We start from the raw sequence: 24,691 nt of genomic DNA on the forward strand, positions 1-24,691 counted from the left end.
TAGCTGCGGGTGGGGGTGATCCGTTGGGTGCCGTAGGAGTCACCCCACCCCGGACCTGCGGTCCGACCCTCCCCCTCAAGGGGAGGGTGTGAAGTAGAAAACCGAGGCAATGTCCTCGTTCGAGGAGGAAACAATGAGCCAGAAGACCGTTCGCCTGACCATGGCGCAAGCCGTCGCGCGGTTTCTCACCAAGCAGATGACCGTGATCGACGGCGAGAAGACGCCGATCTTCGGCGGCGTCTTCGCCATTTTCGGCCATGGCAATGTCGCCGGGGTCGGCGAGGCGCTGCATGGCATCAAGGATACGCTGCCGACCTATCGCGCTCAGAACGAGCAGGGTATGGCCAATGCAGCCATTGCGTTTGCCAAGGCGAGCTTCCGCCGCCGCTTCATGGCCTGCACCACCTCGATCGGCCCCGGCGCGCTCAACATGGTGACATCGGCAGCGCTCGCCCATGTCAACCGCTTGCCGGTGCTGCTCCTGCCCGGCGATGTCTTTGCCAATCGCCGCCCCGATCCGGTGCTGCAGCAGATCGAGGATTTCGGCGACGGCACGATGACCGTTAACGACTGCTTCCGCCCCGTTTCGCGCTATTTCGACCGCATCACCCGTCCCGAACAGATCATCCCGGCACTGCGCCGCGCCATGCAGGTGCTGACCGATCCCGCCGATTGCGGCCCCGTCACGCTGTCGCTCTGCCAGGATGTGCAGGCCGAAGCCTACGATTATCCGGAAAGCTTCTTCGACGAGAAGGTCTGGACCACCCGCCGCCTTCATCCGGATGCGGACGAATTGGCCCATGCCATTACGGTACTGAAGGCAGCCAAGAAGCCGGTGATCATTTCCGGCGGCGGCGTGCTTTACTCCGAAGCCAGCAAGACACTCGCCGCCTTCGCGGAAAGACACGGCATTCCGGTCGTCGAAACCCAGGCCGGAAAATCATCGCTGCCGCACAGCCATCCGCTCAACATGGGCTCGGTCGGCGTCACCGGGACATCGGCGTCCAACCAGATGGCCGAGGATGCCGATGTCGTTCTCGCCGTCGGCTCACGCCTGCAGGATTTCACCACCGGTTCCTGGTCGCTGTTCAAGAACGACAACCTGAAGATCATCGGCCTCAACACCCAGGCCTTCGATGCAGCCAAGCATGAAGCGCTGCCGCTGGTCTCCGACGCCCGCGTCGGTCTTGATGCGCTCAGCGCCGGGCTCGGCTCGCACAAGGTCGATGCGAGCTGGACGAAGAAGGCAACGGACGCCAAGGCCGAATGGCTGAAGGCCGCAGACAAGGCGACCGCGGGGACCAATGCGGCGCTGCCATCCGACGCCCAGGTCATTGGTGCCGTCCAGCGTGCCCGCAAAGAAAACACCACGCTCGTCTGCGCCGCCGGTGGCCTGCCCGGCGAATTGCACAAGCTCTGGCAGGCGGAAGCGCCCGGCAGCTATCACATGGAATACGGCTTCTCGACCATGGGTTACGAAGTGGCCGGCGGTCTCGGCGTCAAGCTGGCCAAGCCCGACAGCGACGTCATCGTCATGGTCGGCGATGGCAGCTACATGATGCTGAATGCCGAGATCGCCTCGTCGATCATGCTCGGCGCCAAGATTACCATCGTGCTACTCGACAATGCCGGCTACGGCTGCATCAACCGGCTGCAGATGGCGACCGGCGGGGCCAACTTCAACAACCTTTTGCGCGACACCCATCACGTCACGCTGCCGGCCATTGATTTTGCCGGGCATGCTGCTGCCATGGGCGCGCTCACCCGCAAGGTCGCCTCGATCAGCGAGCTGGAGATCGCGCTGAAGGAAACCGCCGGCGAAAACCGCACCACTGTTATCGTCATCGATACCGATCCGCTGATCACCACGGACGAGGGCGGCAACTGGTGGGATGTCGCAGTACCGGAAGTCTCGGCCCGGCCCGAGGTCAACGAGGCCCGCAAGGGCTACGAAAAGGCGCTCGCTTCCCAGCGTATCGGTTAAGGATAGACAATCACAAACTCCGTCATCCTCGGGTCAAGCCGAGATGACGGGAAATCCAAGATGATCAGGAAGGCCGATCGCCTTCCTTCAGGGAGAAATTCATGAAAGCCAAACTCGGCATGTCGCCCATCGCCTGGTGGAACGACGACCTTCCAGAACTCAGCGACGACGTGTCGCTCGAAGAATGCCTGCGCCAGTCGCGCAGCGCCGGCTTCACCGGCATGGAGCAGGGCCGCCGTTTTCCCAACAATCCGAACGAGATGCTGCCGATCCTGCGCGCTGCCGACGTGACGCTCTGCGGCGGCTGGTTCTCCGGCACGCTGGTCAACGAGGAACTCGCGGCCAACAAGGACCGCATCGCGCCGATGATCGAACTGTTCAAGGCCGTCAATGCGCCCTGCATCGTCTATGGCGAAGTCGGCCGCTCGATCCAGGGCGATCGGTCCAAGCCGCTCGCCACCAAGCCACGCCTTGGCGATGACGAGATGAAGGCCTATGCCCGCCGCGTGACCGAATTTGGCGAATGGTGCGCCGATCAGGGCATGCCGCTCTCTTACCACCACCACATGGCGGCCGTCGTGGAAACCGAGCCGGAACTCGATGCCTTCATGAAGAATTCGGGCGAAGGCATTCCGCTGCTTTTGGACGCCGGCCATCTGGCTTTTGCCGGCGGCGACGTGCTGCGCGCCATCGACAACCACCATGCCCGCATCAACCATGTGCATGTGAAGGATATCCGTCAGGCCGTCATCGACGGTCTGGATCGCAGCAAGCAATCCTTCCTTGACGCCGTGGCGCTTGGTGCCTTTACCGTACCGGGCGACGGCTCGCTCGATTTCGGCGCCATCGTCCAGCGTTTCGCCGACTATGGCTATGAAGGCTGGTTCGTGGTCGAGGCCGAGCAGGACCCCCGCAAGTCGCCGCCGCAAAAGATGGCGGAGATCGGCCATGCCGAACTGATGCGCGTCATGACCGCCGCGGGCTATACGGTGGAAACTGAAGGTTTTCCTAAAGGGTGATACGTTGAGTGCCGGCCCCATGCACCGGAAACGGGATTGGATCCGGCGTAGGCCACCTCCCCCTTGAGGGTGGAGGTCGCAGCGAAGCTGCGGGTTGGGGGTGACCCGTTGTTTGGCGCAGGAGATCACCCCACCCCGGCACTCCGTGCCGACCCTCCCCCTCAAGGGGAGGGTGGAAACTGAACAGGAGCCACACCATGCCGAACCTTCTCGTCAAACCGGCCGGTACCAGCGGCCTCGTCCACGACATCACGCCGCAAAGCGCTGCCTGGACGTATGTCGGCTTCGGCCTCAACCGGATGGCCGCAGGCGAAAAGACGGCTGGCGAAAGTGCCGACCGTGAAACCTGCCTCGTTCTGGTCTCAGGCAAAGCGAAGATCTCCGTTGATGGCGAGGATTTCGGCGAACTGGGCGAACGCATGACGCCGTTCGAAGGGCAACCTTACGCGGTCTATGTGCCGAAGGGCAGCCGCTGGGAAGCCAAGGCGACGACGGCGCTCGATCTTGCCATCTGCACCGCGCCGGGCGGCGAAGGCTACAAGGCCCATGTGATCGCGCCGGGCCGCCACCCGCAGATGACGCGCGGCAAGAATACCAACACCCGCTACGTCACCAACATCATGCCGGAAGACGACAATGCGGCCCATTCGCTGCTGGTGGTCGAAGTGATCACGCCCGGTGGCCATACCTCGTCCTATCCGCCGCACAAGCATGACGAAGACAACCTGCCGGCCGAAAGCTTCCTCGAGGAAACCTATTATCACCGCCTCAACCCATCCCAGGGTTTTGCCATGCAGCGCGTCTATACCGACGACCGCTCGCTGGACGAGACGATGGCGGTGGAGGATGGCGACGTGACGCTGGTGCCGGAGGGCTATCATCCGGTCGCGGCCATCCATGGTTATGACCTCTATTACCTCAATGTCATGGCCGGTCCGTCGCGCGTCTGGAAATTCAACAACGCCAAGGAACATGCCTGGCTGTTCACCGGCGTCTGATGCGCTAGGTTCCTTCTGAACAGGGAGAAACCGGTATGCATATCGATGGACATTGCCATTGCGGCGCCATCCAGTATGAGGCGGAGATCGATCCGGACAACGTTGCCATCTGCCACTGCACCGATTGCCAGCACCTGACCGGCTCGGTCTACCGCGTGACGGTTTCCGTGCCGAAGGCTGACTTTCGCATCACGGCGGGCGAGCCGAAAACCTATACCAAGATCGGCGACAATGGCCGGACGCGCTTCCAGATGTTCTGCGGCAATTGCGGCTCGCCGATCTATACGACGGGAACCGATGAGGACGCCGAGGAGATCGGCATTCGCTGGGGCAATATCAGCCAGCGCCGCGCGCTTGCGCCGAACCACCAGATCTGGTGTTCTTCGGCGGCGAACTGGTTTGGCGAGCGCGATGCGCTGCCGGGCCAAGAGCGTGACTAAGAAGCAGGGTTAGGAGCGGCGATGAAAACCAGCCAGTTCCGGATGCGGCAGTGCGCGATCGAAGGCGTCGAGGCCGTTGAGGCCGATACGGCGCACAGTTTTGGCCGCCATACGCATGACCAGTTCGGTGTCGGCGTGATCCTGCGTGGCGCCCAGAAATCTGCCAGTGGCCGTGGCCCTGTCGAGGCCGGTCCCGGCGATATGATCACCGTCAATCCCGGCGAAGTGCACGATGGCCATCCGATCGGGGGCGAGGGGCGTTCCTGGCGGATGCTTTATTTTGATCCGAGCGTGATTGCCCAGGCGGTTCTGGATATCGGCGAAGGCCGGCGAGAGGATTTTGTGTTTTCACGGCCGGTTATGAGTGATGGGAGCGCCGCCCGGCGTCTCCTGCCGATCTATGCGGCGATGACACAGATGCGCGAAACACTGGCGCCGGAAACCGGCTGTCTGCAGCTGGTGGCATCGCTGATGGATCGCAAGCCTGCCTCCCGCTTCATACCGCCATCGATTGGCCGGGCAAAAGCCTTGCTGGATGATGATCCGGCCGCCGCCACGACCCTGGCAGATCTTGCCGCCGCCAGCGGGCTGAGCCGTTTTCAGGTGGTGCGGGCCTTTTCAGAAGTGACCGGTTTGACGCCGCACGCCTATCTGGTCCAGCGCCGCGTCAGAGCCGTTCGCCGGATGATCGCCAAGGGCACGCCGCTCGCCGACGCGGCCTTTGCCGGTGGGTTCGCGGACCAAAGCCATATGACCCGGGCTTTCGTCCGCGCCTACGGCGTGACGCCCGGAGCCTACGCGCTGGCTCATAGCTGACATCCTGCAATTTCGTTCAAGACCGGAGGGCCGCCGATCCGTTTACTGCGGCTTTCCTTGCTGAACGGAGCGCGCGCTGTGACCCTCGAATATCTGCTGACATCCATCGTCGTCATCCTCTTGCCCGGCACCGGCGTACTGTACACGCTGGCAACGGGCCTCAATTCCGGTGCGCGCGCCAGCATCCTCGCGGCCTTTGGCTGCACGCTCGGCATCCTGCCGCATATCATCGCCAGTATTGCCGGGCTGGCCGCCCTGCTGCACACCAGCGCCATGGCGTTTGAAGTGATTAAATATCTTGTCGTCGCCTATCTGCTGTACATGGCCTGGAGCGTCCTTCGCGATGCCGACAGTCTGCAGGTGACGGAAGAAGCCCGCCCCATGCGGCCAGGCAGGATCATCGGAACGGCCATCCTGCTCAACAGCCTCAATCCGAAACTGTCGCTGTTCTTTCTGGCTTTCCTGCCGCAGTTCGTGCCGGATGGCACGCCGTCGCCCACTCTGTTCATGCTGTGGCTTGCCGCCGTGTTCATGGTGCTGACCTTCATCGTCTTCGTGTTTTACGGCGTCTTTGCCGCAGCGGCGCGGCGCTATGTCATCTCCCGGCCGGGCGTTACCCTCTGGCTGCGGCGCGGTTTTGCCGGCGCCTTCGGGCTAATGGGGTTGCGGCTGGCGCTGTCGGCGCGGTGAGGCCTGCAAGAATGCACATCGGCACCGGTCGAGAGACGATATCCGTTTGATCTTGAGGGGGAATCCCCTTATTCGAACGGGGTCGCCGCACCGTCACAAGACATGCGGCTCGCCAGACCTTCAAAGGAGCCAGCCCCCGTGTCTTCAGCGTCCTCGCCGGTATTCGGCAAGAAATACTCCGCCTTCCTGTTCGACATGGATGGAACGCTCCTGAGCTCCATCGAAGCTGCCGAACGGGTCTGGGGAAAATGGGCTGAAAGCCACGGCCTCGATGTCGCGACCTTCCTGCCGACCATGCATGGCAAGCGCGGCGTCGATACGATCCGCCAGCTCGGTCTGCCGGGCGTCGATCCGGTTGCCGAGGCGGCGCTGATCACGCAGCTGGAAATGGACGATACCGACGGCGTCAAGCCGCTGCCGGGCGCGATCGAATTCCTCAAAAGCCTGCCGCCGGAGCGTTGGGCAATCGTCACCTCGTCGCCGCGTGAACTGGCCAAGGTGCGTATCGCCGCCGCCGGCCTGCCGGAGCCGAAGTTTATCGTCATCGCCGAGGATGTCTCGCGCGGCAAGCCGAGCCCGGAATGCTACCTGCTCGGTGCCAAGCGCGTCGGCTTCGATGCCAAGGATTGCCTCGTATTCGAAGACGTTGCCGCTGGCGTGATCGCAGGCGAAGCGGCCGGTTCCGACGTGATGGTCATTACCGCCACGCACACGCATCCGTTCGAAACATCGCACCCGACTATCCCAGGCTATATCGGCATCGAAGTCTCGGTCGATGAAAACGGCGATCTCACCCTGACGGATCGCCGCTGATCAAAACCTCGTCAACGTTCTCCATGAGCGAGAATGTTGACGATCGTGCCGAAGGGGTCGCGGACGTAAAAGCGCCGGACACCCCAAGGCTCGTCGGTGATATCGTAGACGATCTCCAGGCCCATCCGTTTGGCCTGTGCATGGATTTCGTCGACATTGTCGACCTCGATTGAAAGCTGCGGAACCGGCGTGCCGGAGCCGCCCTCACTGGCGATGGAAACCTGCGCCGGCGCCTGTTTTCCTGATGCGAACGTGACGATCCAGCCATGGTCCATGACGAGATCGAGGCCGAGCAGTTCGCCATAGAAAGCCCGACCGGCCTGCGGATCGGTGGCCTCGATATTGGCGACGATGCGAAGGACGGTCATCGGTTAGCCCCCTGCCGCGCGCGCCTTCGCCATGGACTCGTCCAGTTGCGAGATCAGCGACAGCAGGATGTCGTTGGCCGGTGTCGGCACGTCGGCCATGCGCCCCAGCAGCGTGACCGCGCGGGTGAGCGGCGTGATTTCCATCGGCCGGCCCTGCTCGAGATCCTGCAGCATCGAGGTCTTGGCATTGCCGAGACCCCGGCCATGTTCCATCTTCTCGTCCACGGTCTCTCGGACATGGCAGCCGAGCCGCTCGGCCACGGCGTGCACCTCGGTCATGACCTGCTTCACCAGGTCAACCGCCGGCCCATCCATGATCTCCGAAATACGCCCCCTTGTCAGCGCGCTGATCGGATTGAAGGCAGCGTTGCCGAGAAACTTCAACCAGATCTCATCGCGAATGCGATCGGTCGTCTTGATCGTCCAGCCGCTGGCTTGCAACAGATCCGCGATCGCCATCAGTTCCGGTGACATCGTGCCGGAGGGCGCGCCGAGATGAAGCAGGCCACCGCTGGTCAGCCGGATATGGCCGGGCTCCAGCATCTGCGCGCCCTGATAGATGACCCCGCCAATAACGCGCTCAGGGCCGATCCTCTGCCAAACGAGACCGCCTGGATCAAGCGCCTCGACCTGCCGCCCTTCAAGGCCGCTCGCTGTATCGCCATGGAAATACCACCACGGGATACCGTTCTGGATCATCACCACGCGCCCCTCGGGCTTCAGTAGCCCGGCGATATCGGCGCTGGCCGAGGTCAATTGATGCCCCTTGAGCGTGACGATGACGAGATCTTGAGGGCCAAGGTCGCCGGCATTGTCGGTGGCGGAAAATTTCATCACCAGCGGTTCGGTCTTGCCCGGCTCGTAGAGATGCACGCCGCTGTCCCGGATTGCCTGCAGATGCGCCCCACGGGCGATCGCCGTGATCGTCGCGCCCCGGAGCATCTGAGAGGAGGCCAGCCGCGCCGCCAGCGCGCCGCCGATGGCACCTGCGCCGAAAATGCAGATATTGCGGAACTGGCCCGGATTGTTCGTTTCGGTCGTGCCCATATCATTCCCTCCAGGCGTCATCCTTCGATGATATCGTTAGTAGCAATGACCAAAGCGTGCGGCCAGCGCCGAAATCTGCCTGTCGCCGAAAAGTGATTGCAGCCGTGCATTCAGGAGAGGGTGAACGCGCAAGAAGAGGTCGCTCCCGGGCGTCGGCAGGGTGGAAGGGGCCGTTAAGCTTAGGCTGTGAGCGCACGGCAAATTCCCTCTTCTCCCCAGCGGGGAGAAGTGCCGAACGCAGTGAGGCGATGAGGGGGCTTCGGCGAAGCCGGAGCCAGTCAAAGGTGGCCTTCGGCCCCCCTCATCCGGCCCTTCGGGCCACCTTCTCCCCGCTGGGGAGAAGAGGGAGGCCGCCTAAGCTCCTTGAAGCATGGGACCGATCACGCCGCCTTGGCGACGTGATATTCCTTGATGGCGATCATCTTGATGGCCGGATAGCGCTCCGCCTCGTATCTCAGCGAGAACGCGTCCTGCGCCAGAAACACCGGATCGCCGTCGAGATCGCGGGCGATGTCGCCGCGCCGGGCGGTGATAAACTTGTCGAGATCCGCTGGGAGGTCGGCCGAAATCCAGCGGCAGACGGAGAAGCGGGCGATATCGAAAGACACCGGCAGGCCGTATTCCGATTGCAGCCGTTCTTTCAAAACGTCCAACTGCAGCGCGCCAACAACGCCGACAATGGCAGGCGAGCCGTCTTCTGGCGAAAACAACTGCACGACGCCTTCCTCGGCCATCTGCTGCAGCGCTTCCTTCAGCTTTTTCGCCTTCATTGCATCTTCCAGGCGCACGCGGCGCAGGATTTCCGGCGAGAAGTTCGGTACGCCCTGGAACACCAGCTGTTCGCCTTCGGTCAGCGTGTCGCCGATCCTGAGCGTGCCGTGGTTGGGGATGCCAACCACGTCGCCGGCATAGGCCGTGTCAGCCAGCTGCCGTTGCGAGGCAAAGAAGAACTGCGGCGCCGTGAGGCCCAGCTGCTTGCCGGTGCGCGCCAGCCGCGCCTTCATGCCGCGCTCCAGCTTGCCGGAGCAGACGCGGGCAAAGGCGATGCGGTCGCGATGGTTCGGATCCATGTTGGCTTGGATCTTGAAGACGAAGGCCGTCATTTTGTCGTCGGTCGCATGCACGGTGCGAATATCGGCCACCTGGTCGCGCGGCGGCGGCGCGATTTCGCCGAGTGCGTTGATCAGGTCGCGAACACCGAAGTTCCGGAGTGCCGAGCCGAAGAAGACCGGCGTCAGGTGACCTTCGAGGAAAGCCTTCTTGTCGAAGGGCTTGCAGGCCTCGATGGCGAGCGACGTCTCGTCGATGAAAGCCTCGCGCTCGTTTTCCGGCAGGCGGTGGGCGACCATTTCCGGGCCGTTGACCTTGGTGGGAATTTCCTGCGTATCGGCGCCGCGAACGGTATTGTCGGCCAGATGATAGGAGCCGCAGAATGTTTTCGAACGGCCGATCGGCCAGGTCACCGGCGCGCAGTCGAGCGCCAGCTTCTCTTCGATTTCATCGAGGACTTCGAACGGGTCGCGGCTTTCCCGGTCCATCTTATTGATGAAGGTGATGATCGGGATATCGCGCATGCGGCAGACTTCGAACAGTTTTAGCGTCCGCGGCTCGATGCCCTTGGCGGCATCGATGACCATGACGGCCGCATCGACGGCGGTCAGCGTGCGGTAGGTGTCGTCGGCGAAGTCTTCGTGGCCGGGCGTATCGAGGATGTTGAAGACATTGCCGTGATATTCGAAGGTCATCACCGAGGTGACGACCGAGATGCCGCGTTCGCGCTCGATCTTCATCCAGTCGGATCGCGTCTGGATGCGGTCCTTCTTGGCCTTCACTTCTCCGGCAAGCTGGATGGCGCCGCCGAACAGCAGCAGCTTTTCGGTAAGCGTCGTTTTACCCGCATCCGGGTGCGCAATAATAGCAAAGGTGCGACGGCGGGAAACCGCCTCGGCGATACTTTCGGCCATGATATGAATCCTGTGAGTTGCCGCGTATGTAGCGATTCCGTGGATAACTTGCAATTCGCATTGGCCGTACCCGAGCCGGAATTGCTAGGGAGAAGAATGTCTATTCAATCCTCGACCCGCCCGACCCTCAACCTTGTTCGCCTGGAAAACGGCGAGGGCATCGATCTTCCCGCCTACGAGACTGCGGGCGCGGCCGGCATGGACCTTCGCGCCGCCGTCGAGGCGGACCGGCCGTTGTTCCTCGGTCCCGGCAAGCGGGCACTGGTGCCGACCGGCTTCATCTTCGAAATCCCAGCAGGATATGAAGCGCAGATCCGCCCGCGCTCGGGTCTTGCCTTCAAGCACGGCATCACTTGCCTGAATACACCCGGCACGATCGACAGCGATTACCGCGGTGAGGTCAAGGTCCTGCTGATCAATCTCGGCGACGAGGATTTCCTCGTCGAGCGCGGTATGCGCATTGCCCAGATGGTGATTGCTCCGGTGACGCAGGTGGGCGTGCTGGAAACAACGGATGCCAGCGAAACCGCGCGCGGCGCCGGCGGCTTCGGCTCCACCGGCGTTTGATGACCGCCGCAGCGAACAGCCACGGCCTGACATTCCGGCAGGATTATTTCGGCGATCCGGCAGCCTGGGCCGCACTTGTGGCGTTGCTTGAGGATACGTTCGGCATCGATGTCAGCATTCAGGATCGCTTCGGCGGGCCGGATCCGACCAGCATGCCGTTTGGCTATTTCGATGAAGGCGGCGTTTGCGCCGCCAATTTCAGCGCCTTTTCCATGCCGATGATGATCGATGGCCGCGTGGTGAAGGCTGCCGGTTTCCAGTCCGGCGCGGTGCGGCCGCAATGGCGGGGCAAAGGGCTGTATCGTGACTTGATGAACCGTGCGTTCGGCTGGTCTGACGAACAGGGGTTTGAGTTCGGTATTCTCCTGGCCGACAAGCCGGCGATATATGAGCCGTATGGCTTTACGGTCGTGCCGCAACGGAAGTTCGTTGGCGCGCCGCCTTTGGAGATGAGGCTTGCGGGTACGGCGCACGGGCTCTCGCTCGACACCGCCGCTGATATCGCCCTGATCCGTTGTGTGTTGCGCGAAAGAACAGCCGTTTCTTCTGTTTTTGCGGTTGCGGCGCAGGCAGAAATGTTTCTGCTCAACGGTTTCTTCGATCCCGATGTCGGGCTCACTTATCTCGACCAGTTCCAGGCCGTAGTCGCTTGGAAAGAGGATGAAACGTCCTTCCAGCTTCTCGATATTGCCGGCAAAACGATCCCGCCGCTCTCCGCCATTCTCGGAGCGCTTGATCGGCGCCCCGGCCGTGTCGAGGTTTTTTTCCCGCCAGACCGGCTGGATTGGCAGGGTACGCCGGAGACCTTCGAAACCGATATCAGCCTGATGGTTCGCGGCAGCGCTGCCGGCCCGGCCGGCCCCGTCATGCTGTCGCCCATGGCCGAGTTCTGACGCCTATTTACTGACGCCGAGCGGCGGCAGCCGGCGCTTGACCGGTGATGATTTGACGATCGACGTGTTGGTCTGGGAGCGCTCGGCGATCCTGTCGAGGATCGTATCGAGCTGCTCCATATCACGCACCAGCAGCTTGGCGATGAAACAGTCGTCGCCCGTCACCTTGTCGCATTCGACGAATTCCGGCGTCTCCTGAATCATCTTCTCAACGATATGCAGCATGCCCGGCATGGGGCGAACCCGCACGATCGCCTGCAGCGCATAACCGAGCGCCGCCGGATTGATGGAAATGGTAAAGCCGGTAATCACACCGCGATCCTCCAGCCGCCGCAGCCGGTCTGCGGTGCTGGGTGATGACAAGCCCGCCTCCTGTGCCAGCTCTTTCAGCGAGATACGGGCATTGAGGGAGAGGATATCGAGCAGGCGCCGGTCGAGATCGTCAAGCATGGGAGCTCCGGAAGGTTAAGCTGATAATCAGCCTTCTATCATGAGGTTTTTTATCGCAATCGCCTTCCGATATCTATATATTCCGCCGCCGTCGCATCATAATCTTCTGCTTCGTTTAACGGAGTGGATGTGATGGAAAAGGATATCAGAACCGGCAGTCTCGAAATGACGGCGGCCATGCTGATTTCGGGCACGATCGGCTGGTTCGTGCTGATGTCCGGCCAGCCGGTGATCGATGTGGTGTTCTGGCGCTGCCTGTTCGGGACGCTGACGCTTTTGGCGATCTGCGTGGCACTTGGCCATTTCCACTCCGGCATCCTGACATGGCGGCTGCTCGGGCTCGCGGTGCTTGGCGGCGTCGCCATCGTCGTCAACTGGCTGCTTTTGTTCGGCGCCTATTCGCGTTCGTCGATCTCGATCGCCACCATGGTCTACAACACCCAGCCCTTCATGCTTCTGGCGATCGGTGGTCTGGTTTTCCGGGAAAAGATCACCGCCACGAAGCTCGGTTGGCTCGCCGTCGCTTTTGCCGGCATGATCGACATCGTCGAAGCAAAACCGGCTGGGGGTTATGCGGGCAGCGATTACCTGACGGGGATTGCCATGGCGCTGGCGGCCGCGTTCTTTTACGCGCTGGCGGCCCTCGTCGCCAAGCGGTTGAAGGGAACCCCGCCGCATCTGATTGCCCTTATCCAGGTGGTGACCGGCCTTTTGATGCTTGCCCCCTTCGCCGGCGCCTCCGGCCTGCCGGCGCAGTCCGATCAATGGGCGCTGCTGGTGACGATGGGGGCTGTTCATACCGGGCTGATGTATGTGCTGCTCTATGGTGCGATCCAGAAGCTGCCGACGCATCTGACCGGCGCGCTGTCCTTCATCTATCCGATTGCAGCGCTCACCGTTGATCGCCTCGCCTTCGGGCATCAACTGCAGGCGACGCAGCTTCTCGGCTCTGCGGCGATCCTGATTGCGGCGGCCGGCATGACATTCGGCTGGACATGGCCCCGCCGGATGCGGCATCAGGCAGGCTGAGTTCACCCATGGAGGCCCAAATGATCACCTGCTATCTGCGCTACACGATCGATCCCTACAAGCTTGCCGAATTCGAGGAATACGCCAAGCTCTGGATACCGCTGGTCAACCGTCTGGGCGGCACGCATCACGGCTATTTCATGCCGCATGAAGGGACGAACAATATCGCGCTCGCCCTCTTCAGTTTTCCAAGCCTTTCGGCCTATGAAGACTACCGCGTGAAAATGGCCAAAGATGCCGAATGCCTCTCAGCCTTTGCATTGGCCGAAAAGACCCGCTGCATCGTCAGCTACGAGCGCAGCTTCATGCGGCCGGTCTTTTAAGCAAACTCAGAACGTGATTTCACCCGACCGGCGCAACTCGATCGCGTGCCCACCGGCATTGAAGCCGCCGAGCACGCGATTGTGGTGGTCGATGATCTGCGAAAAGGTCAGTTCGCCCATGTCGCCGGTGGTGTGACCGTCGGACAGAAGGGTAACATCGTAGCCCAGCGTGACGGCGCGGCGCGCCGTGGTATCGACGCAGAATTGCGTCTGACAGCCGCCGATGACCAGATGGGTGATCGACAGTTTCTCCAGCTCTTCCTCGAGGCTTGTGTGGAAAAAAGGTATCGCAGCTCATCTTGTGAATGACGGTCTCGCCGAGAACCGGCGCGATTTCGTGGCGCAGTCCCCAGCCATTGGAGGAACGTGCCAGCGGATCCCCGGGGCCGCCGTCATGCTGCACGAGAATAACCGGAATATGCGCGGCCCGGGCGCGGGCCTGGATCGACTGAAGGCGGCCGATGGTTTCGGTGAGCGCGGCATCGATGGCCGGCTGGCGCTCGGGCGTTCCCTCGCCGTCGAGAACCGCGTTCTGAACGTCGATGATGAGAAGTGCTGTTGTCATGGGTATGCTCTGTTCGTGTTATCGAAAAAGGATGGGGCTCAGCGCTGGCTGTCCATCGCCATCCGCAAGGCAAGCGCACCGAGAACGCCACCCATCAGCCAGCGTTGCATGGAAAGCCAGACTGGACGGCCCGCGAGGAAGGTGGCGATGGAGCCTGCCGTCAGCACGAAAAGGCTGTTGACGGTAACGCTGGTGACAATCTGGATGGTTCCGAAGGCGACGGACTGCAAAAAGATATCACCGAGCGCCGGATCGATGAATTGCGGCAGCAGCGACAGATAGAGTACGGCGACCTTGGGATTGAGCAGACTGGTGGCAAAGCCCATCAGAAACAGACGCTTGGGTGAATCCTTCGGCAGATCGCGAACTTCGAAAGCCGATCGCCCACCGGGACGCACCGCCTGCCAGGCAAGATAGAGCAGGTAGAGCGCGCCGCCGATCCGCAGCGCATCATAGGCATAAGGCACGGCAAACAGCAGCGCGGTGATACCGAAAGCGGCCGACAGCATATAGACGAGAAAGCCGAGCGCGACGCCGATCAGCGAGATCAGTCCCGCCATCGGCCCCTGACAGAGCGAGCGGGAAATCAGGTAGATCATGTTCGGGCCGGGCGTCAGCACCATGCCGAGTGCCACCAGGGCAAAGGCTGCAAGACTTGTTGCTTCAGGCATGGGCGGCATCTCCATTGAAGAGCGCGTAAGGCGGTTATCCCAGTACGGGCTCCGGCATTGCATTAGCGGCAACGGATGTTTCAATCAATGCCGGGCAAATTGCCAGCCTTAAGAAAACCGGCTAGATATTCCCTTCGCAGATCTCCGGAGCCCATGATGAGCCTTGCCACGCTTTTTGCCTATTGCACCGCGCTTTTCATCGCCGCCGCGATCCCCGGTCCCGGCATGACCGCGATCGTGGCGCGGGCGCTGGGCTCGGGCTTTCGCGAGACCTTCTTCATGGGACTTGGCCTTGCGCTCGGCGATCTCGTCTATCTGACAGCGGTCATCCTCGGGCTCGCGCTTGTTGCACAGACCTTCACCACGACTTTCATGGTGATCAAGATCCTTGGCGCCCTCTATCTCGTTTACATCGCCTACAAGCTCTGGACTGCCGGGCTTTTGCCGCAGGATATCCAGGCCAAGAAAAGCACCAGCATGGGCTTGTCCTTCCTGTCCGGCCTGCTGGTGACGTTTGGCAACCCGAAAACCATGCTGTTCTATGTGGCGCTGGTCCCGACATTGATCGACGTGCACACGATCGGCCTCAATGAATATGCCGTGCTTGTGGTCGCAACATTCCTGGTGCTGATGGCGGTGCTGATCCCCTATATCCTTTTGGCGTCGCGGGCACGGCTGCTTCTCAAGCAGCCCAGGGCGTTGAAGTCGTTGAACCGCATTGCCGCCGGTATCATCGGAACCACCGCCGCCTATATCGCCACACGCGCCGCCTGAAAAAATCGTTCTGAAACAGGCGGTTCCGCAATCGTTTTTTCCAAGCGAAACAAAGTGCTGGCGAATGACACTCTGGCACACGGACGGCTTTGCCCCTATTCTCCCTGCAACTGATGAGAAAAGGGAGAGCACCATGTCAGAACAGCGCAAGCCCGGCCGCGGCCGCGTCTATTCCTCGATCACCGAGACCATCGGCGATACGCCGATCGTGCGCCTCGACAAGCTGGCCAAGGAAAATGGCGTCAAGGCCAACCTTCTGGCCAAGCTCGAATTCTTCAACCCGATTGCCTCCGTCAAGGACCGCATCGGCGTGGCAATGATCGAGGCGCTGGAAGCCCAGGGCAAGATCACCCCCGGCAAGACGACGCTGATCGAGCCGACCTCCGGCAATACCGGCATCGCGCTGGCCTTTGCCGCCGCCTCCAAGGGCTACAAGCTCATCCTCACCATGCCCGAAACCATGTCGGTCGAGCGCCGCAAGATGCTGGCGCTGCTCGGCGCCGAACTGGTGCTGACCGAGGGGCCGAAGGGCATGAAGGGCGCCATCGCCAAGGCCGAAGAGCTTGCCGCGTCGCTGCCGGACGCGATCATTCCCCAGCAGTTCGAAAACCCGGCCAACCCGGAAATCCACCGCAAGACCACGGCCGAGGAAATCTGGAACGACACCGACGGCGGCGTCGATATCCTCGTTTCCGGCATCGGCACCGGCGGCACGATCACCGGCGTCGGCCAGGTGCTGAAGGGCAAAAAGCCGTCGATCAAGGTCATCGCCGTCGAGCCGGCGGAATCCCCGGTCCTGTCCGGCGGCGCTCCCGGGCCGCACAAGATCCAGGGCATCGGCGCCGGTTTCGCGCCCGCCATCCTCGATACCAAGATCTACGACGAGATCGTCACCGTTTCGAGCCCGGACGCGATCGAGACCGCCCGCCACGTGGCGCGTCTTGAGGGCGTCCCAGTCGGCATCTCGTCGGGTGCCGCCCTGAAGGCTGCGATCACGATCGGCCAGCGCCCGGAAAACGAAGGCAAGACCATCGTGGTGATCATCCCGTCCTTTGCCGAGCGCTATCTGTCGACGGCGCTGTTCGAAGGGCTGGGCGGCTAAGGCTCGCATATATCGGTGGCGGACTGGGCTCAGGCTTGGTCCGCCTGATAATGCCAGTCGGCGCTGAAGCATTCGAAAGTTTCGTCTCTAAAATAAAAGAGAAAATGCCTTTGGCCTAAACTTGGCGCATTGCTGCATACCCAGTCGGGCGGGTCGTCGCGGTGGTCGTCATCCCCTGTCAGTTCGTAGAATTCACCCCCTCCAGGCGCGACCCCGCTGTAACGGCATTGCCCTCGATACCAGCCTTCGTCGTTCGTGGGACCAAGCCGCCATCGACTGCAATTGGCGAATGTAACAGTGCCTTTTTGGTCCCGCCTTGCCACGTGAATCCACGGATTGAGATAAAACCGCAATCGTATCGAACTTGAGTCCGGAATGACGTCTGGGGAAGGAACGTTGGGATCCGCATTCCAGTCGATGTTCAGTTTCATAAACGCCGGCTTGTTGAGCATCTTCAAGTCCGCCACCACTCTAAGCCGCCGCACTCAAACGCTCGCCGGCGATCCGGTAGGAGATCGCTTCGGCGAGATGAATGCGGCCGACCGTCATCTTTTCATCGAGGTCGGCAAGGGTGCGGGCCACTTTCAGGACCCGGTGATAGCCTCGCGCCGAAAACTTCATCTTTTCTGCCGCATCGCGCAGCAATTGCAGTCCTCCGGCATCGGGTTCGGCCATCTTTTCGATCATTGCTGTCGAGCAGCGGGCATTGGAGAGGATGTGCGGCATGCCCAGGGCGATGAAGCGGTCCATCTGGATGTCGCGGGCGCGCGCCACCCGCCGGGCAACGACGCTGCTGGGTTCGGCCGGGGCCGGGCGGATCAGATCGGCGGCCGTGACCGAGGGGACGTCGATGCGGATATCGATCCGGTCCATCAGCGGGCCGGATATGCGGCCCTGATAATCGGAAACGCAGCGCGGCCCCCGGGCGCAGCTATGGCCGGGCTCTCCCGCCATGCCGCACCGGCAGGGGTTCATCGCGGCCACCAGCTGGATCGCCGCCGGATAGGTGACGCGGTGGTTGGCGCGGGCGATGATGCATTCGGCGGTTTCCAGCGGCTGGCGCAGCGCATCGAGAACCTGCGGCGTGAATTCCGGAAATTCGTCGAGGAACAGCACGCCGTTATGGGCCAGCGACGCCTCGCCCGGCTTGGCGCGTATGCCCCCGCCGATCATCGCCGCCATGGTGGCCGAATGGTGCGGCGTGCGGAACGGCCTGCGGTCTGAGAGCTTGCCGCCCGCCAGCTGCCCGGCAATCGAATGGATCATCGACACTTCGAGCAGTTCAGTCGGCGACAGCGGCGGCAGGATCGAGGGCAGGCGGGCGGCCAGCATCGACTTGCCGGAGCCGGGCGGTCCGACCATCAGGAGAGTGTGCTACATTAACCTGATCGAATCAGAGGACTGATCAGCCATGCGAGTAGCGTATTCATACCTTCGATTTTCCACCCCCGAACAGATTGTTGGGGATTCGATACGTCGTCAGACCACGAAGACGAGAGATTGGTGTGAAAGAAAAGGGGTGCACCTCAACACGACCTTGAGCTTTGAAGACTTGGGCCGATCTGCCTTCACAGGCAGTCATTTCAACGAGGGCGCTCTAGGTGTATTTTTCAGTCTGGTGAAGGATGGCACAATCAAGCCTGGTTCTTATTTGGTGATCGAATCGCTGGATCGATTTTCACGTGAGAACGCGATGACGGCAGCCGGACGTCTCTTTGACCTTGTCAAGGCTGGGATAACGGTTGTTACCGTTGACGACGACAGAGAGTATTCCCCTGAGAGCCTCGGTGGAAGCGATGTTACAGCGATGCTCATCCTCGTTATTAAACTAACGCAGGCACATGTCGAGTCAGTGCGCAAACAAGACCTCATCCGCCCAATTTGGAACGAGAAGAAGAATCTAGCGCGGTCGAAAGGTCTCCCTCTAACGTCGCGTTGCCCCGAGTGGCTAGAGGTTCGAGACGATAAATTCCACTTGCGTCCGGATCGGGTCGAAGTAGTCCGTCGCATAATACGAGAGACCATTAGCGGATTCGGTCGTAGAGAAATTGTTAGTCGATTGAACGGTGATGGAATTCTACCGTTCAAGGCGGGCCAAAACTGGAAGACCCCTCGACCGTTTACGGGATGGCAGTCGTCGAGCGTTGCAAAAATCGTATCAAACCGCGCGGTGCTTGGCGAATATCAGCCTCACAAAGGTAGAGCAGGCAATCGAGAGCCGGATGGCGATCCTATTAAGGACTTCTACCCTCGAATAATCGACGATGTAACGTACTGGCGGGCGCAAAATGCACTATTAGGCCGACGTCACCAAACAGGTGGCCGTCGCGGAAAAGCCGGCGCGCACATTCTACGCGGCCTAGCTAGGTGCGGCAAATGCGGCGGTGCCATGCATGTCGTGAACAAAGGTCCACTACCGAAAGGAGGAGTATATCTTCGATGCGATACCAATAAGCGCAATTTGGGCTGTGGTAACTCCCAAGCTTGGCGAGTTGATAGGCTAGAAGACGCGGTCATCCGTAGCGTGAGTGCCCTCGACATTTCCACATTTTCTGCTGTCGACGACGCTACGAGCGAGGCCGAGGCGCAGGTGGAAGCTCTGTCCGCGGAGGTCAGCCACCTGGAGGTCTCTCGGACACAGCTTTTGAAAGTTCTTGAGACAGGCGACGACGCCGTTATTACTCGATTTCAAACGGTTGCCGACAGCTTGAAGGCTAAGCGCCATAAATTGGATGTAGCCAAGACTGATGTAGCAAGGCTTTCAAATGATCCCGGGATCGTCGTGAGACTGACCGAAGCCGCTACGCTATCTCGCCAGCTTCAGACCGCTGAAGACAAAGACCGCCATGACCTCCGCGTCAAACTATCCGCGATCCTACGAACCGTAATCGACCGCATTGCATGTGTACCGACCTATGGAGCGGTGATGATCATACCTCAGCGGAAGCTTTGGCATGCGAACCTCACGGGGTTTGCAGTTCGGATGGAGCCAAACGCTATCTATGTCCTTCTGGATAGCGACGTTGATAGCGAAGTAGCCAATCACTTCATTGCAGATTTTGGCAACGACTTCATCCCAACTGGAAGAGCACAGTGAATGGGATATCAGAATATCGTTGACGCTAACCTCAAATGGGCTGAGCCTTCATTAGGGGCGAGGAGAACGCTCCGCTGAGAAAAAGGAAACGTTGAATGCAAAATGGTAGTGACCTGATCCGGCAGGGCTTGGACAATCCCCCTGATCCCATTGATGAGCAGTCCCCTGATGACGTTGTTACACCGGTTGGCAAGGACGCTGTCGATTCAATGGTGAAGGCTATGGCGCTGTTCGAGCGCCACAAGAAGGCGGCGATCGTAGCGATTGAACGCGAGGAATACGACCATGCGGCGGAGCTCGTTGCCGAATTGCGAGCGATGTCTAGCGAGTTTCGGAAGGCGATTGGCCTCAGGATTCTTTGAAATATTGGGAGTGTTATTGATGCAGCGTCGCCCTATCGGCGTTTGCATTATGCCACGTTGTCTCCAACCATGGAAAAGCCGCGGGTCGTAGGGCGGGAACCCTACCGCGGCTTTTGCTGGAGACTGTTCAATGATAGTGAACGATAGCTATGATGTTGTAAAGGCCGGCAGTGCTGTAGGCGAAAGTACGAGTTCGACCCTAGTGGGGTTCGAAACACGCTATGGAGAAGCCCAGCGCAAGGCCGCTGAGGCGAGATTAAAGCGGAAAACGAGTGGCGGGCGTTGCGAGGTCTCCCAAACTGTTTCTGATGCCGCACGTTTTCGCCAAGAGGCCATAGAGTTGCGCCTCGCCGTTCGCGACCGCCTTGAAAATGGCTATACGCTGCCGTTCGGTCAGAATATCGCTGGACGATGGCGGCAGCCCTTTGTGGAGGAAGGCTTGCGCTCCGAAGATAACCCCATCCTCAAGCTGTTTGTGACCCTCGTCCCCAAGGGCGGCAGGGCGCGGGCATCAAATGACAAGGCTATACTCGACGTTCAGTCGCGTTCCAAGCTTCTCACGCTCGACTACCCCTATATCGAGCTGAACAAGGAATTCCTCGGCGCGATCCGTATCGACTGCGACGGCGTGTTTGCGTCTCCTGATCACCTACTCCTTGCCCTTGAGGAACTGGTACGGGAGGGCAAGATTCCGTGCCTGCCGCATATCATCGTTGGCGACCTGCGTGACGATGGCATCTATCATCGCCCCCATTTCATTTTCCTGTTGCCGCCTGGAACCGCCGTTTGGAAATCCGACGACAAGCGCTGTCGTCGTGACATCGTGCGATTGTTCCTCGGTGTCTCCAACGGGTTGACGAAGGTCTTGCTCCCATTCGGGGCCGATCCTGCCGCGCCAGCGACGACAATGCGCATGAAGAACCCGCTATCACCTATCTGGCATACCGTGACCCCGAACCGGCACGACATGCCGGCACTTTCTGCCTACGCCAATTGGGTGGACACCGGGTCGAACCGCGAAGCGCTGGTCCGACAGGCTGCGGCGGTTCAGTCGAGAATGGGTCTCAAAGCCTCGAACGTGGCCTTCAACACGTTACGCGATCGGGGAAAGACGCTACTAATCCAATGGCACTTTGCGGCGGATGCCCGCATGAAGGGATCGAAAGCAGCGCTTGCCGACCACCTTCATGTCGCGCTTGAAGACTATGCCAGGACGATGGAATTGGAAGACACCAAGCTATCCTATGTCATCGCAAAGGTCGCCGATCGCCTTGCCATGGATTTCGATCCTGCGAAGCTACAGGGCGGAAAGAACCGGCAGCGCCTGCTTCATGTAGTCGAGGGGATGACTAATGTCCGAGATCGCCAGAGAGCAGGAGCGGAGTATGCCCAGGGCATCAGGCGGGATCGGAGTCTTGAAAAGCTGGTCGCGGCTTATTCTGCCATGCTGGAGCGGTCGGAAACGCTTAGCCTGGAGAGACTGGCATCGCGAGCGGGCGTGTCCCGATCGTCCGCTTATCGGCACCTTACCGCCTGTCAGCAAATTTGTGCCAATGGGTGTATAGATAAAAAGGTAGGCATCGCTCCGCGCGACAAGAAACTTGATCAGCGGCTGGGTGAGATGGTTAATGGTGAAACTCAGTCTGAGAGCGCTACACTTGAAAGTCCCCTCTGGCAGGCGCGCGGCGTGTGGGGCACCGCTGCACCGGAGGCCCACGGCGACGATCTCAGCCGGATCGAGGAGCAGGCAACATGGATCGTTGTGCAGGAAGAGCGGATTTCAGGCAGCCAGACGAATGTAAACACTTCGGCCGTATCCGACATCATTTTCAACGCGCACCCCTATCTGAAGGCCACGGAAACCGTAGATTCGGCCATGCGGGAAAAAGGGCACTTATGGGCGCTGGCCTAGTCCCGGACATGGGGGTCATGTCCGGGGGGCGAAACAGTTATGTCGATACGAGTCGTCAAGCGTCGCCTTGTGACCCGTGGCTCGGCTTTGCCTGCGCCCGCGCCAGTCGCCGCGCCGAGACTTGACCACTCTCCACTCCGGGAAGTGATACTTTGACTTTCGAATCATCCGATGGTTCGAAAGTCGAACGGATGGGAAATTTCAAAAATTGAATCAAGCGCCAGAGTCCTCGGCCGCAGCGACCATCATGGACAAGTACATGATCTTTCGGCCCGTAGTGACCCGCCTTTTCCCACCTTACGACATTCGAAATGATCGTTTCGAGGTTCGAAGTGAATGGTTCGGGTTTCGGATTGTTCATTTCGAAGCTCGAATCATTGAGAGCCGGACGTCGCCACCGTCGAAGATAATTCGACTCTCGGATTGAATTTGCGCCGGCGGAATCCTGAGCCCATCATTTTCCCAGACAACTGAGGAAGGGAGCCAGCAATGCCTTGTGCCCACGGGCACGGCGCTGGTCAGGGGGAGCAAACTCCCCCGTGAACCCCCTCGGCCCCTTCGCGGGGCCCGTAGAACGGGAGAGACGCATGCGCGTAAGGATTGTCCGGGTTCGGACTACCGACACCGAGTTCTCGAAAATGAAAGACATCGCCACGGCGCGGGGTCTTTCGATTTCCGAACTGATTCGGCGCGCTGCCCTTGGCACTCGGATGCCCGCCCGTGCGTTCGACGCTACCGATGCTGCTCTCCTCGCCCACATGTTGGGGGGGCTCGGGCGCGTCGGGGGAAATCTAAACCAACTCGTCCGGCTCGCCAATGCCGGGCGGCCTATGGGCGGCGACGTTGATCTCAGCCAGGTCTTGGCCGACGTCAATGCACTGCGTTCTCGTCTGCGGAGACTGCTCCCTTGATCATCCAGTCAACCCGTATAAGTCGCGATAGCGGCGTCCGCTACATTGCCCGGCACCTCTTGGACAAGGTGGCTGAAAATGAGCGCATCGATGTCCTCGCAGGCGACCGAACGGCACTGGACGACGCCCAAGCATTGGCGTCGGCGAAAGGGTGCCGATACAGCATCCGTCACCTTTCGATATCGCCCGAACGTGCGATGTCGCCAGCTCAGTTGTCCGTGTTCCTGAAGTCAGTTGATGCGGAATTCGGTATCGGCGACAGCCGCCCGCGCCTGGTCGTCAGGCACATCAAAAAGGGGCGTGCTCATTTCCATATCGCTATCGCGGAGGTCGACCCAAGTACCCTCCGGGTTCTGGATTGCCGAAACGACTTCGCTCGTCTCGAAACACTCGCGCGGGGATACGAGACCACCAACGGTGAGCTGGTGCAACCAACACGCACCGCAAGACGCCGATCGAGGGTCGAGGGATTTTCGGACGTTGCCCGGAAACGTGCGGAGCGAAAAATCCATGACTTCGATCGAACGGCGCTCCGGGCAGCCTTCGCCAACGGGCGCGCAGCCTTTCGCTCGGAACTGGATCGCCAAGGCCTCCGTGTCGCAGAGGGCGACAAGGGACCCATTCTCACGACAGCCGGCGGCGCGTTCGTCGCGGCTGCCAATCGAGCGGTCGGCGTCCGCCGTGTCGAGTTCCAGAATTTCATGAAAACGGAGTTTGCCCATGAACAACTTATCGGAGGCCAGATCGGACGTCCTCACCATCATCTCGAATACGGAAACGTCTGTAGCACGCCTCCTGCCCCTCCTCTCGTTGCTAGAAATGCCGGAACAGCCCGACCGACTCGGTCAGATGCTGGAGGTGCTACGCCTGCTTCTGGACATGCAACAGCAACAAGCCGTCGTCTTGAAATCCTGCGCCGAACGGCTCGACCGGTTAGCACGTCGGTAGGCTTCCGGCGACGTCAGGAGCAACTACAGCTTCATCGCATCGGGAAGGTGGACCTCGACGACCTGCTTCGACGCGCCCGAGACCTCGCGGCGTGGATGACGTCTCTGTTCGAGCCGCAGACTAAGCGCCTCATTCGCCAGATCGCAGATGCGTGGAAGCGGAAATCATTTCCGTCTGAGGAAGCAGGCGACGCACCGATTTCATCCTATGGCTACCAACGGAGACCCATTCCATGAAAGACGCCAATTCCAGAAAGAGACGCCGCCGCCGGTCTTGCTATGATCGGCTCCGGATGCGGATGCTTGAGCGCCCCCGCGCTAGAAGATCGAACCCAGGGCAATCAGCCGCGCTACAGCTACTCGCATTGTTTTCCTTCGTCTTGCGTGGTGCCCCTTCGCCGACGTTGCAGCCGCTGCGTTACACGCCGCCGCCGATGTCGCCGCAACACGCTCGGCGTCTCGAATTATCCCGACAGCTTGACGTCGCGCCGCGATACGTGGACGTCGTGTTGTCGCAAGGCCTGGTCTCCTATGCGAGGCTATTCGACGACATTCGTCGAGGCGGAGTTTTTAGCCGAGACGCCATATCAGAACTTCGCAAACGTGCCCCGGAGGCGTCGGTGGATTGGCTGCGCCATGTCGAGCGCTGGAACCTCTGGACGGAACTACTCAAGTGTCATGTCGTGCATGGCTTCGAGGAAGACACCAATGTCTTGATACTGAAGGCTGCACTCGCTTGGCTCGATGCAAAAGCCGGCTGCGGTGAAAAGCTAGAGCCCACCGCCTCATTGGCCATTGGAACGGGGTCGTCACCTTGACGTCAACGCATTGTCGCTCGAGGAGCCTCGTACAGCACTAATATAAAACTCGAGTGCATCCTGGGTCATCTCAAATCAGCAGTATAGCGTCGGCGGTCTCCAAGACGCTATTTTGGACAAGAGGGAATTGG

The 24,691-nt window shown here is 60.6% G+C and carries 25 protein-coding genes and 3 pseudogenes; 20 read left to right on the forward strand and 8 right to left on the reverse strand.

From position 1 onward, the window contains the following. The first annotated feature begins 133 nt into the window (after positions 1–133). From iolD to ACP7E6_RS17655, 7 genes are all read left to right on the forward strand, one after another. Entirely contained in the window at positions 134–1,984 is a 1,851-nt protein-coding gene (gene iolD, locus ACP7E6_RS17625) for a 3D-(3,5/4)-trihydroxycyclohexane-1,2-dione acylhydrolase (decyclizing) (protein ID WP_426231033.1), read from the forward strand. Between the two features lie 101 nt (positions 1,985–2,085). Next, entirely contained in the window at positions 2,086–3,003 is a 918-nt protein-coding gene (iolE, locus tag ACP7E6_RS17630; protein ID WP_426231034.1) for a myo-inosose-2 dehydratase, read from the forward strand. A gap of 197 nt (positions 3,004–3,200) precedes the next feature. Further along, complete coding sequence (iolB, locus tag ACP7E6_RS17635) at positions 3,201–4,001, forward strand: 5-deoxy-glucuronate isomerase (protein ID WP_426231035.1); 801 nt, start codon at positions 3,201–3,203, stop codon at positions 3,999–4,001. Between the two features lie 35 nt (positions 4,002–4,036). After that, on the forward strand, positions 4,037–4,441 hold the full coding sequence (locus ACP7E6_RS17640) for a GFA family protein (protein WP_426231036.1): 405 nt from the start codon (positions 4,037–4,039) through the stop codon (positions 4,439–4,441). A gap of 21 nt (positions 4,442–4,462) precedes the next feature. Continuing rightward, positions 4,463–5,257: an AraC family ligand binding domain-containing protein gene (locus ACP7E6_RS17645; RefSeq protein WP_426231037.1), complete on the forward strand. Its 795-nt coding sequence runs from the start codon at positions 4,463–4,465 to the stop codon at positions 5,255–5,257. Positions 5,258–5,335: 78 nt separating this feature from the next. Continuing rightward, positions 5,336–5,947, forward strand: coding sequence for a LysE family translocator (locus ACP7E6_RS17650; RefSeq protein WP_426231038.1), 612 nt, complete (start codon positions 5,336–5,338; stop codon positions 5,945–5,947). Positions 5,948–6,085: 138 nt separating this feature from the next. Beyond that, positions 6,086–6,760: an HAD family hydrolase gene (locus ACP7E6_RS17655; RefSeq protein WP_426231039.1), complete on the forward strand. Its 675-nt coding sequence runs from the start codon at positions 6,086–6,088 to the stop codon at positions 6,758–6,760. A gap of 11 nt (positions 6,761–6,771) precedes the next feature. Here ACP7E6_RS17655 and ACP7E6_RS17660 read toward each other — a convergent pair whose 3' ends face one another. From ACP7E6_RS17660 to ACP7E6_RS17670, 3 genes are all read right to left on the reverse strand, one after another. Continuing rightward, positions 6,772–7,128: a VOC family protein gene (locus ACP7E6_RS17660; RefSeq protein ID WP_426231040.1), complete on the reverse strand. Its 357-nt coding sequence runs from the start codon at positions 7,126–7,128 to the stop codon at positions 6,772–6,774. A 3-nt stretch (positions 7,129–7,131) separates the two neighbouring features. Then, positions 7,132–8,175 (reverse strand): ketopantoate reductase family protein, encoded by a 1,044-nt coding sequence (locus tag ACP7E6_RS17665; RefSeq protein ID WP_426231041.1) that lies wholly within the window; start codon positions 8,173–8,175, stop codon positions 7,132–7,134. Between the two features lie 380 nt (positions 8,176–8,555). Continuing rightward, positions 8,556–10,139 (reverse strand): peptide chain release factor 3, encoded by a 1,584-nt coding sequence (locus tag ACP7E6_RS17670; protein WP_426231042.1) that lies wholly within the window; start codon positions 10,137–10,139, stop codon positions 8,556–8,558. Positions 10,140–10,235: 96 nt separating this feature from the next. Between ACP7E6_RS17670 and dut the strand changes: the two genes are divergently transcribed. Next, positions 10,236–10,706 (forward strand): dUTP diphosphatase, encoded by a 471-nt coding sequence (gene dut, locus ACP7E6_RS17675; protein ID WP_426231043.1) that lies wholly within the window; start codon positions 10,236–10,238, stop codon positions 10,704–10,706. Then, positions 10,706–11,599 carry a GNAT family N-acetyltransferase gene (locus ACP7E6_RS17680; RefSeq protein ID WP_426231044.1) on the forward strand — a complete coding sequence of 298 codons (894 nt, stop codon included), beginning with the start codon at positions 10,706–10,708 and terminating at the stop codon, positions 11,597–11,599. Before dut ends, ACP7E6_RS17680 begins: the two co-directional genes overlap by 1 nt. 3 nt (positions 11,600–11,602) lie before the next feature. Here ACP7E6_RS17680 and ACP7E6_RS17685 read toward each other — a convergent pair whose 3' ends face one another. Then, positions 11,603–12,049 carry an Lrp/AsnC family transcriptional regulator gene (locus tag ACP7E6_RS17685; RefSeq protein ID WP_426231045.1) on the reverse strand — a complete coding sequence of 149 codons (447 nt, stop codon included), beginning with the start codon at positions 12,047–12,049 and terminating at the stop codon, positions 11,603–11,605. A 132-nt stretch (positions 12,050–12,181) separates the two neighbouring features. Here ACP7E6_RS17685 and ACP7E6_RS17690 point away from each other — a divergent pair, with 132 nt between their 5' ends. After that, on the forward strand, positions 12,182–13,078 hold the full coding sequence (locus ACP7E6_RS17690) for a DMT family transporter (RefSeq protein WP_426231046.1): 897 nt from the start codon (positions 12,182–12,184) through the stop codon (positions 13,076–13,078). A gap of 20 nt (positions 13,079–13,098) precedes the next feature. Next, the gene (locus tag ACP7E6_RS17695) at positions 13,099–13,401 is read left to right on the forward strand and encodes an NIPSNAP family protein (RefSeq protein WP_426231047.1); all 303 of its coding nucleotides are present in this window, start codon (positions 13,099–13,101) and stop codon (positions 13,399–13,401) included. Positions 13,402–13,407: 6 nt separating this feature from the next. Here the strand turns inward: ACP7E6_RS17695 and ACP7E6_RS17700 are convergent. Then, positions 13,408–13,966: pseudogene (locus ACP7E6_RS17700) on the reverse strand (cysteine hydrolase family protein). A 38-nt stretch (positions 13,967–14,004) separates the two neighbouring features. Then, positions 14,005–14,637, reverse strand: a complete 633-nt coding sequence (locus tag ACP7E6_RS17705) for a LysE family translocator (protein ID WP_426231048.1) — start codon at positions 14,635–14,637, stop codon at positions 14,005–14,007. 156 nt (positions 14,638–14,793) lie between these two features. On the opposite strand from ACP7E6_RS17705, the gene ACP7E6_RS17710 reads away from it, so the two are divergent. After that, the gene (locus ACP7E6_RS17710; protein WP_426231049.1) at positions 14,794–15,411 is read left to right on the forward strand and encodes a LysE family translocator; all 618 of its coding nucleotides are present in this window, start codon (positions 14,794–14,796) and stop codon (positions 15,409–15,411) included. 133 nt (positions 15,412–15,544) lie between these two features. After that, complete coding sequence (gene cysK / locus ACP7E6_RS17715) at positions 15,545–16,513, forward strand: cysteine synthase A (RefSeq protein ID WP_426231050.1); 969 nt, start codon at positions 15,545–15,547, stop codon at positions 16,511–16,513. A gap of 29 nt (positions 16,514–16,542) precedes the next feature. On the opposite strand, the gene ACP7E6_RS17720 is transcribed toward cysK, so the two are convergent. Both ACP7E6_RS17720 and ACP7E6_RS17725 read right to left on the reverse strand, forming a co-directional pair. Beyond that, a complete protein-coding gene (locus tag ACP7E6_RS17720) occupies positions 16,543–16,971 on the reverse strand; it encodes a hypothetical protein (protein ID WP_426231051.1) in 429 nt (142 codons plus the stop codon). A 13-nt stretch (positions 16,972–16,984) separates the two neighbouring features. Beyond that, positions 16,985–17,887, reverse strand: a pseudogene (locus tag ACP7E6_RS17725) (YifB family Mg chelatase-like AAA ATPase); the annotation flags it as partial. Positions 17,888–17,924: 37 nt separating this feature from the next. On the opposite strand from ACP7E6_RS17725, the gene ACP7E6_RS17730 reads away from it, so the two are divergent. The 7 genes and pseudogenes from ACP7E6_RS17730 (at position 17,925) to ACP7E6_RS17760 (ending at position 24,560) form a co-directional block, all read left to right on the forward strand. Continuing rightward, a complete protein-coding gene (locus ACP7E6_RS17730; RefSeq protein WP_426231052.1) occupies positions 17,925–19,610 on the forward strand; it encodes a recombinase family protein in 1,686 nt (561 codons plus the stop codon). Positions 19,611–19,705: 95 nt separating this feature from the next. Then, positions 19,706–19,972, forward strand: a complete 267-nt coding sequence (locus ACP7E6_RS17735) for a hypothetical protein (protein WP_426231053.1) — start codon at positions 19,706–19,708, stop codon at positions 19,970–19,972. Positions 19,973–20,102: 130 nt separating this feature from the next. Beyond that, entirely contained in the window at positions 20,103–21,884 is a 1,782-nt protein-coding gene (locus ACP7E6_RS17740; protein ID WP_426231054.1) for a hypothetical protein, read from the forward strand. A gap of 587 nt (positions 21,885–22,471) precedes the next feature. Beyond that, entirely contained in the window at positions 22,472–22,795 is a 324-nt protein-coding gene (locus tag ACP7E6_RS17745) for a plasmid mobilization protein (protein WP_426231055.1), read from the forward strand. A gap of 197 nt (positions 22,796–22,992) precedes the next feature. Further along, positions 22,993–23,148: pseudogene (locus ACP7E6_RS17750) on the forward strand (hypothetical protein); the annotation flags it as partial. 367 nt (positions 23,149–23,515) lie between these two features. Then, the gene (locus tag ACP7E6_RS17755) at positions 23,516–23,743 is read left to right on the forward strand and encodes a hypothetical protein (RefSeq protein ID WP_426231190.1); all 228 of its coding nucleotides are present in this window, start codon (positions 23,516–23,518) and stop codon (positions 23,741–23,743) included. Positions 23,744–23,975: 232 nt separating this feature from the next. Continuing rightward, positions 23,976–24,560 carry a hypothetical protein gene (locus ACP7E6_RS17760; RefSeq protein WP_426231056.1) on the forward strand — a complete coding sequence of 195 codons (585 nt, stop codon included), beginning with the start codon at positions 23,976–23,978 and terminating at the stop codon, positions 24,558–24,560. Positions 24,561–24,691: the final 131 nt, after the last annotated feature.

This window comes from Pararhizobium sp. DWP3-4, from assembly GCF_049898205.1.
In the GTDB taxonomy this organism is placed as follows: Bacteria; Pseudomonadota; Alphaproteobacteria; order Rhizobiales; family Rhizobiaceae; genus Pararhizobium.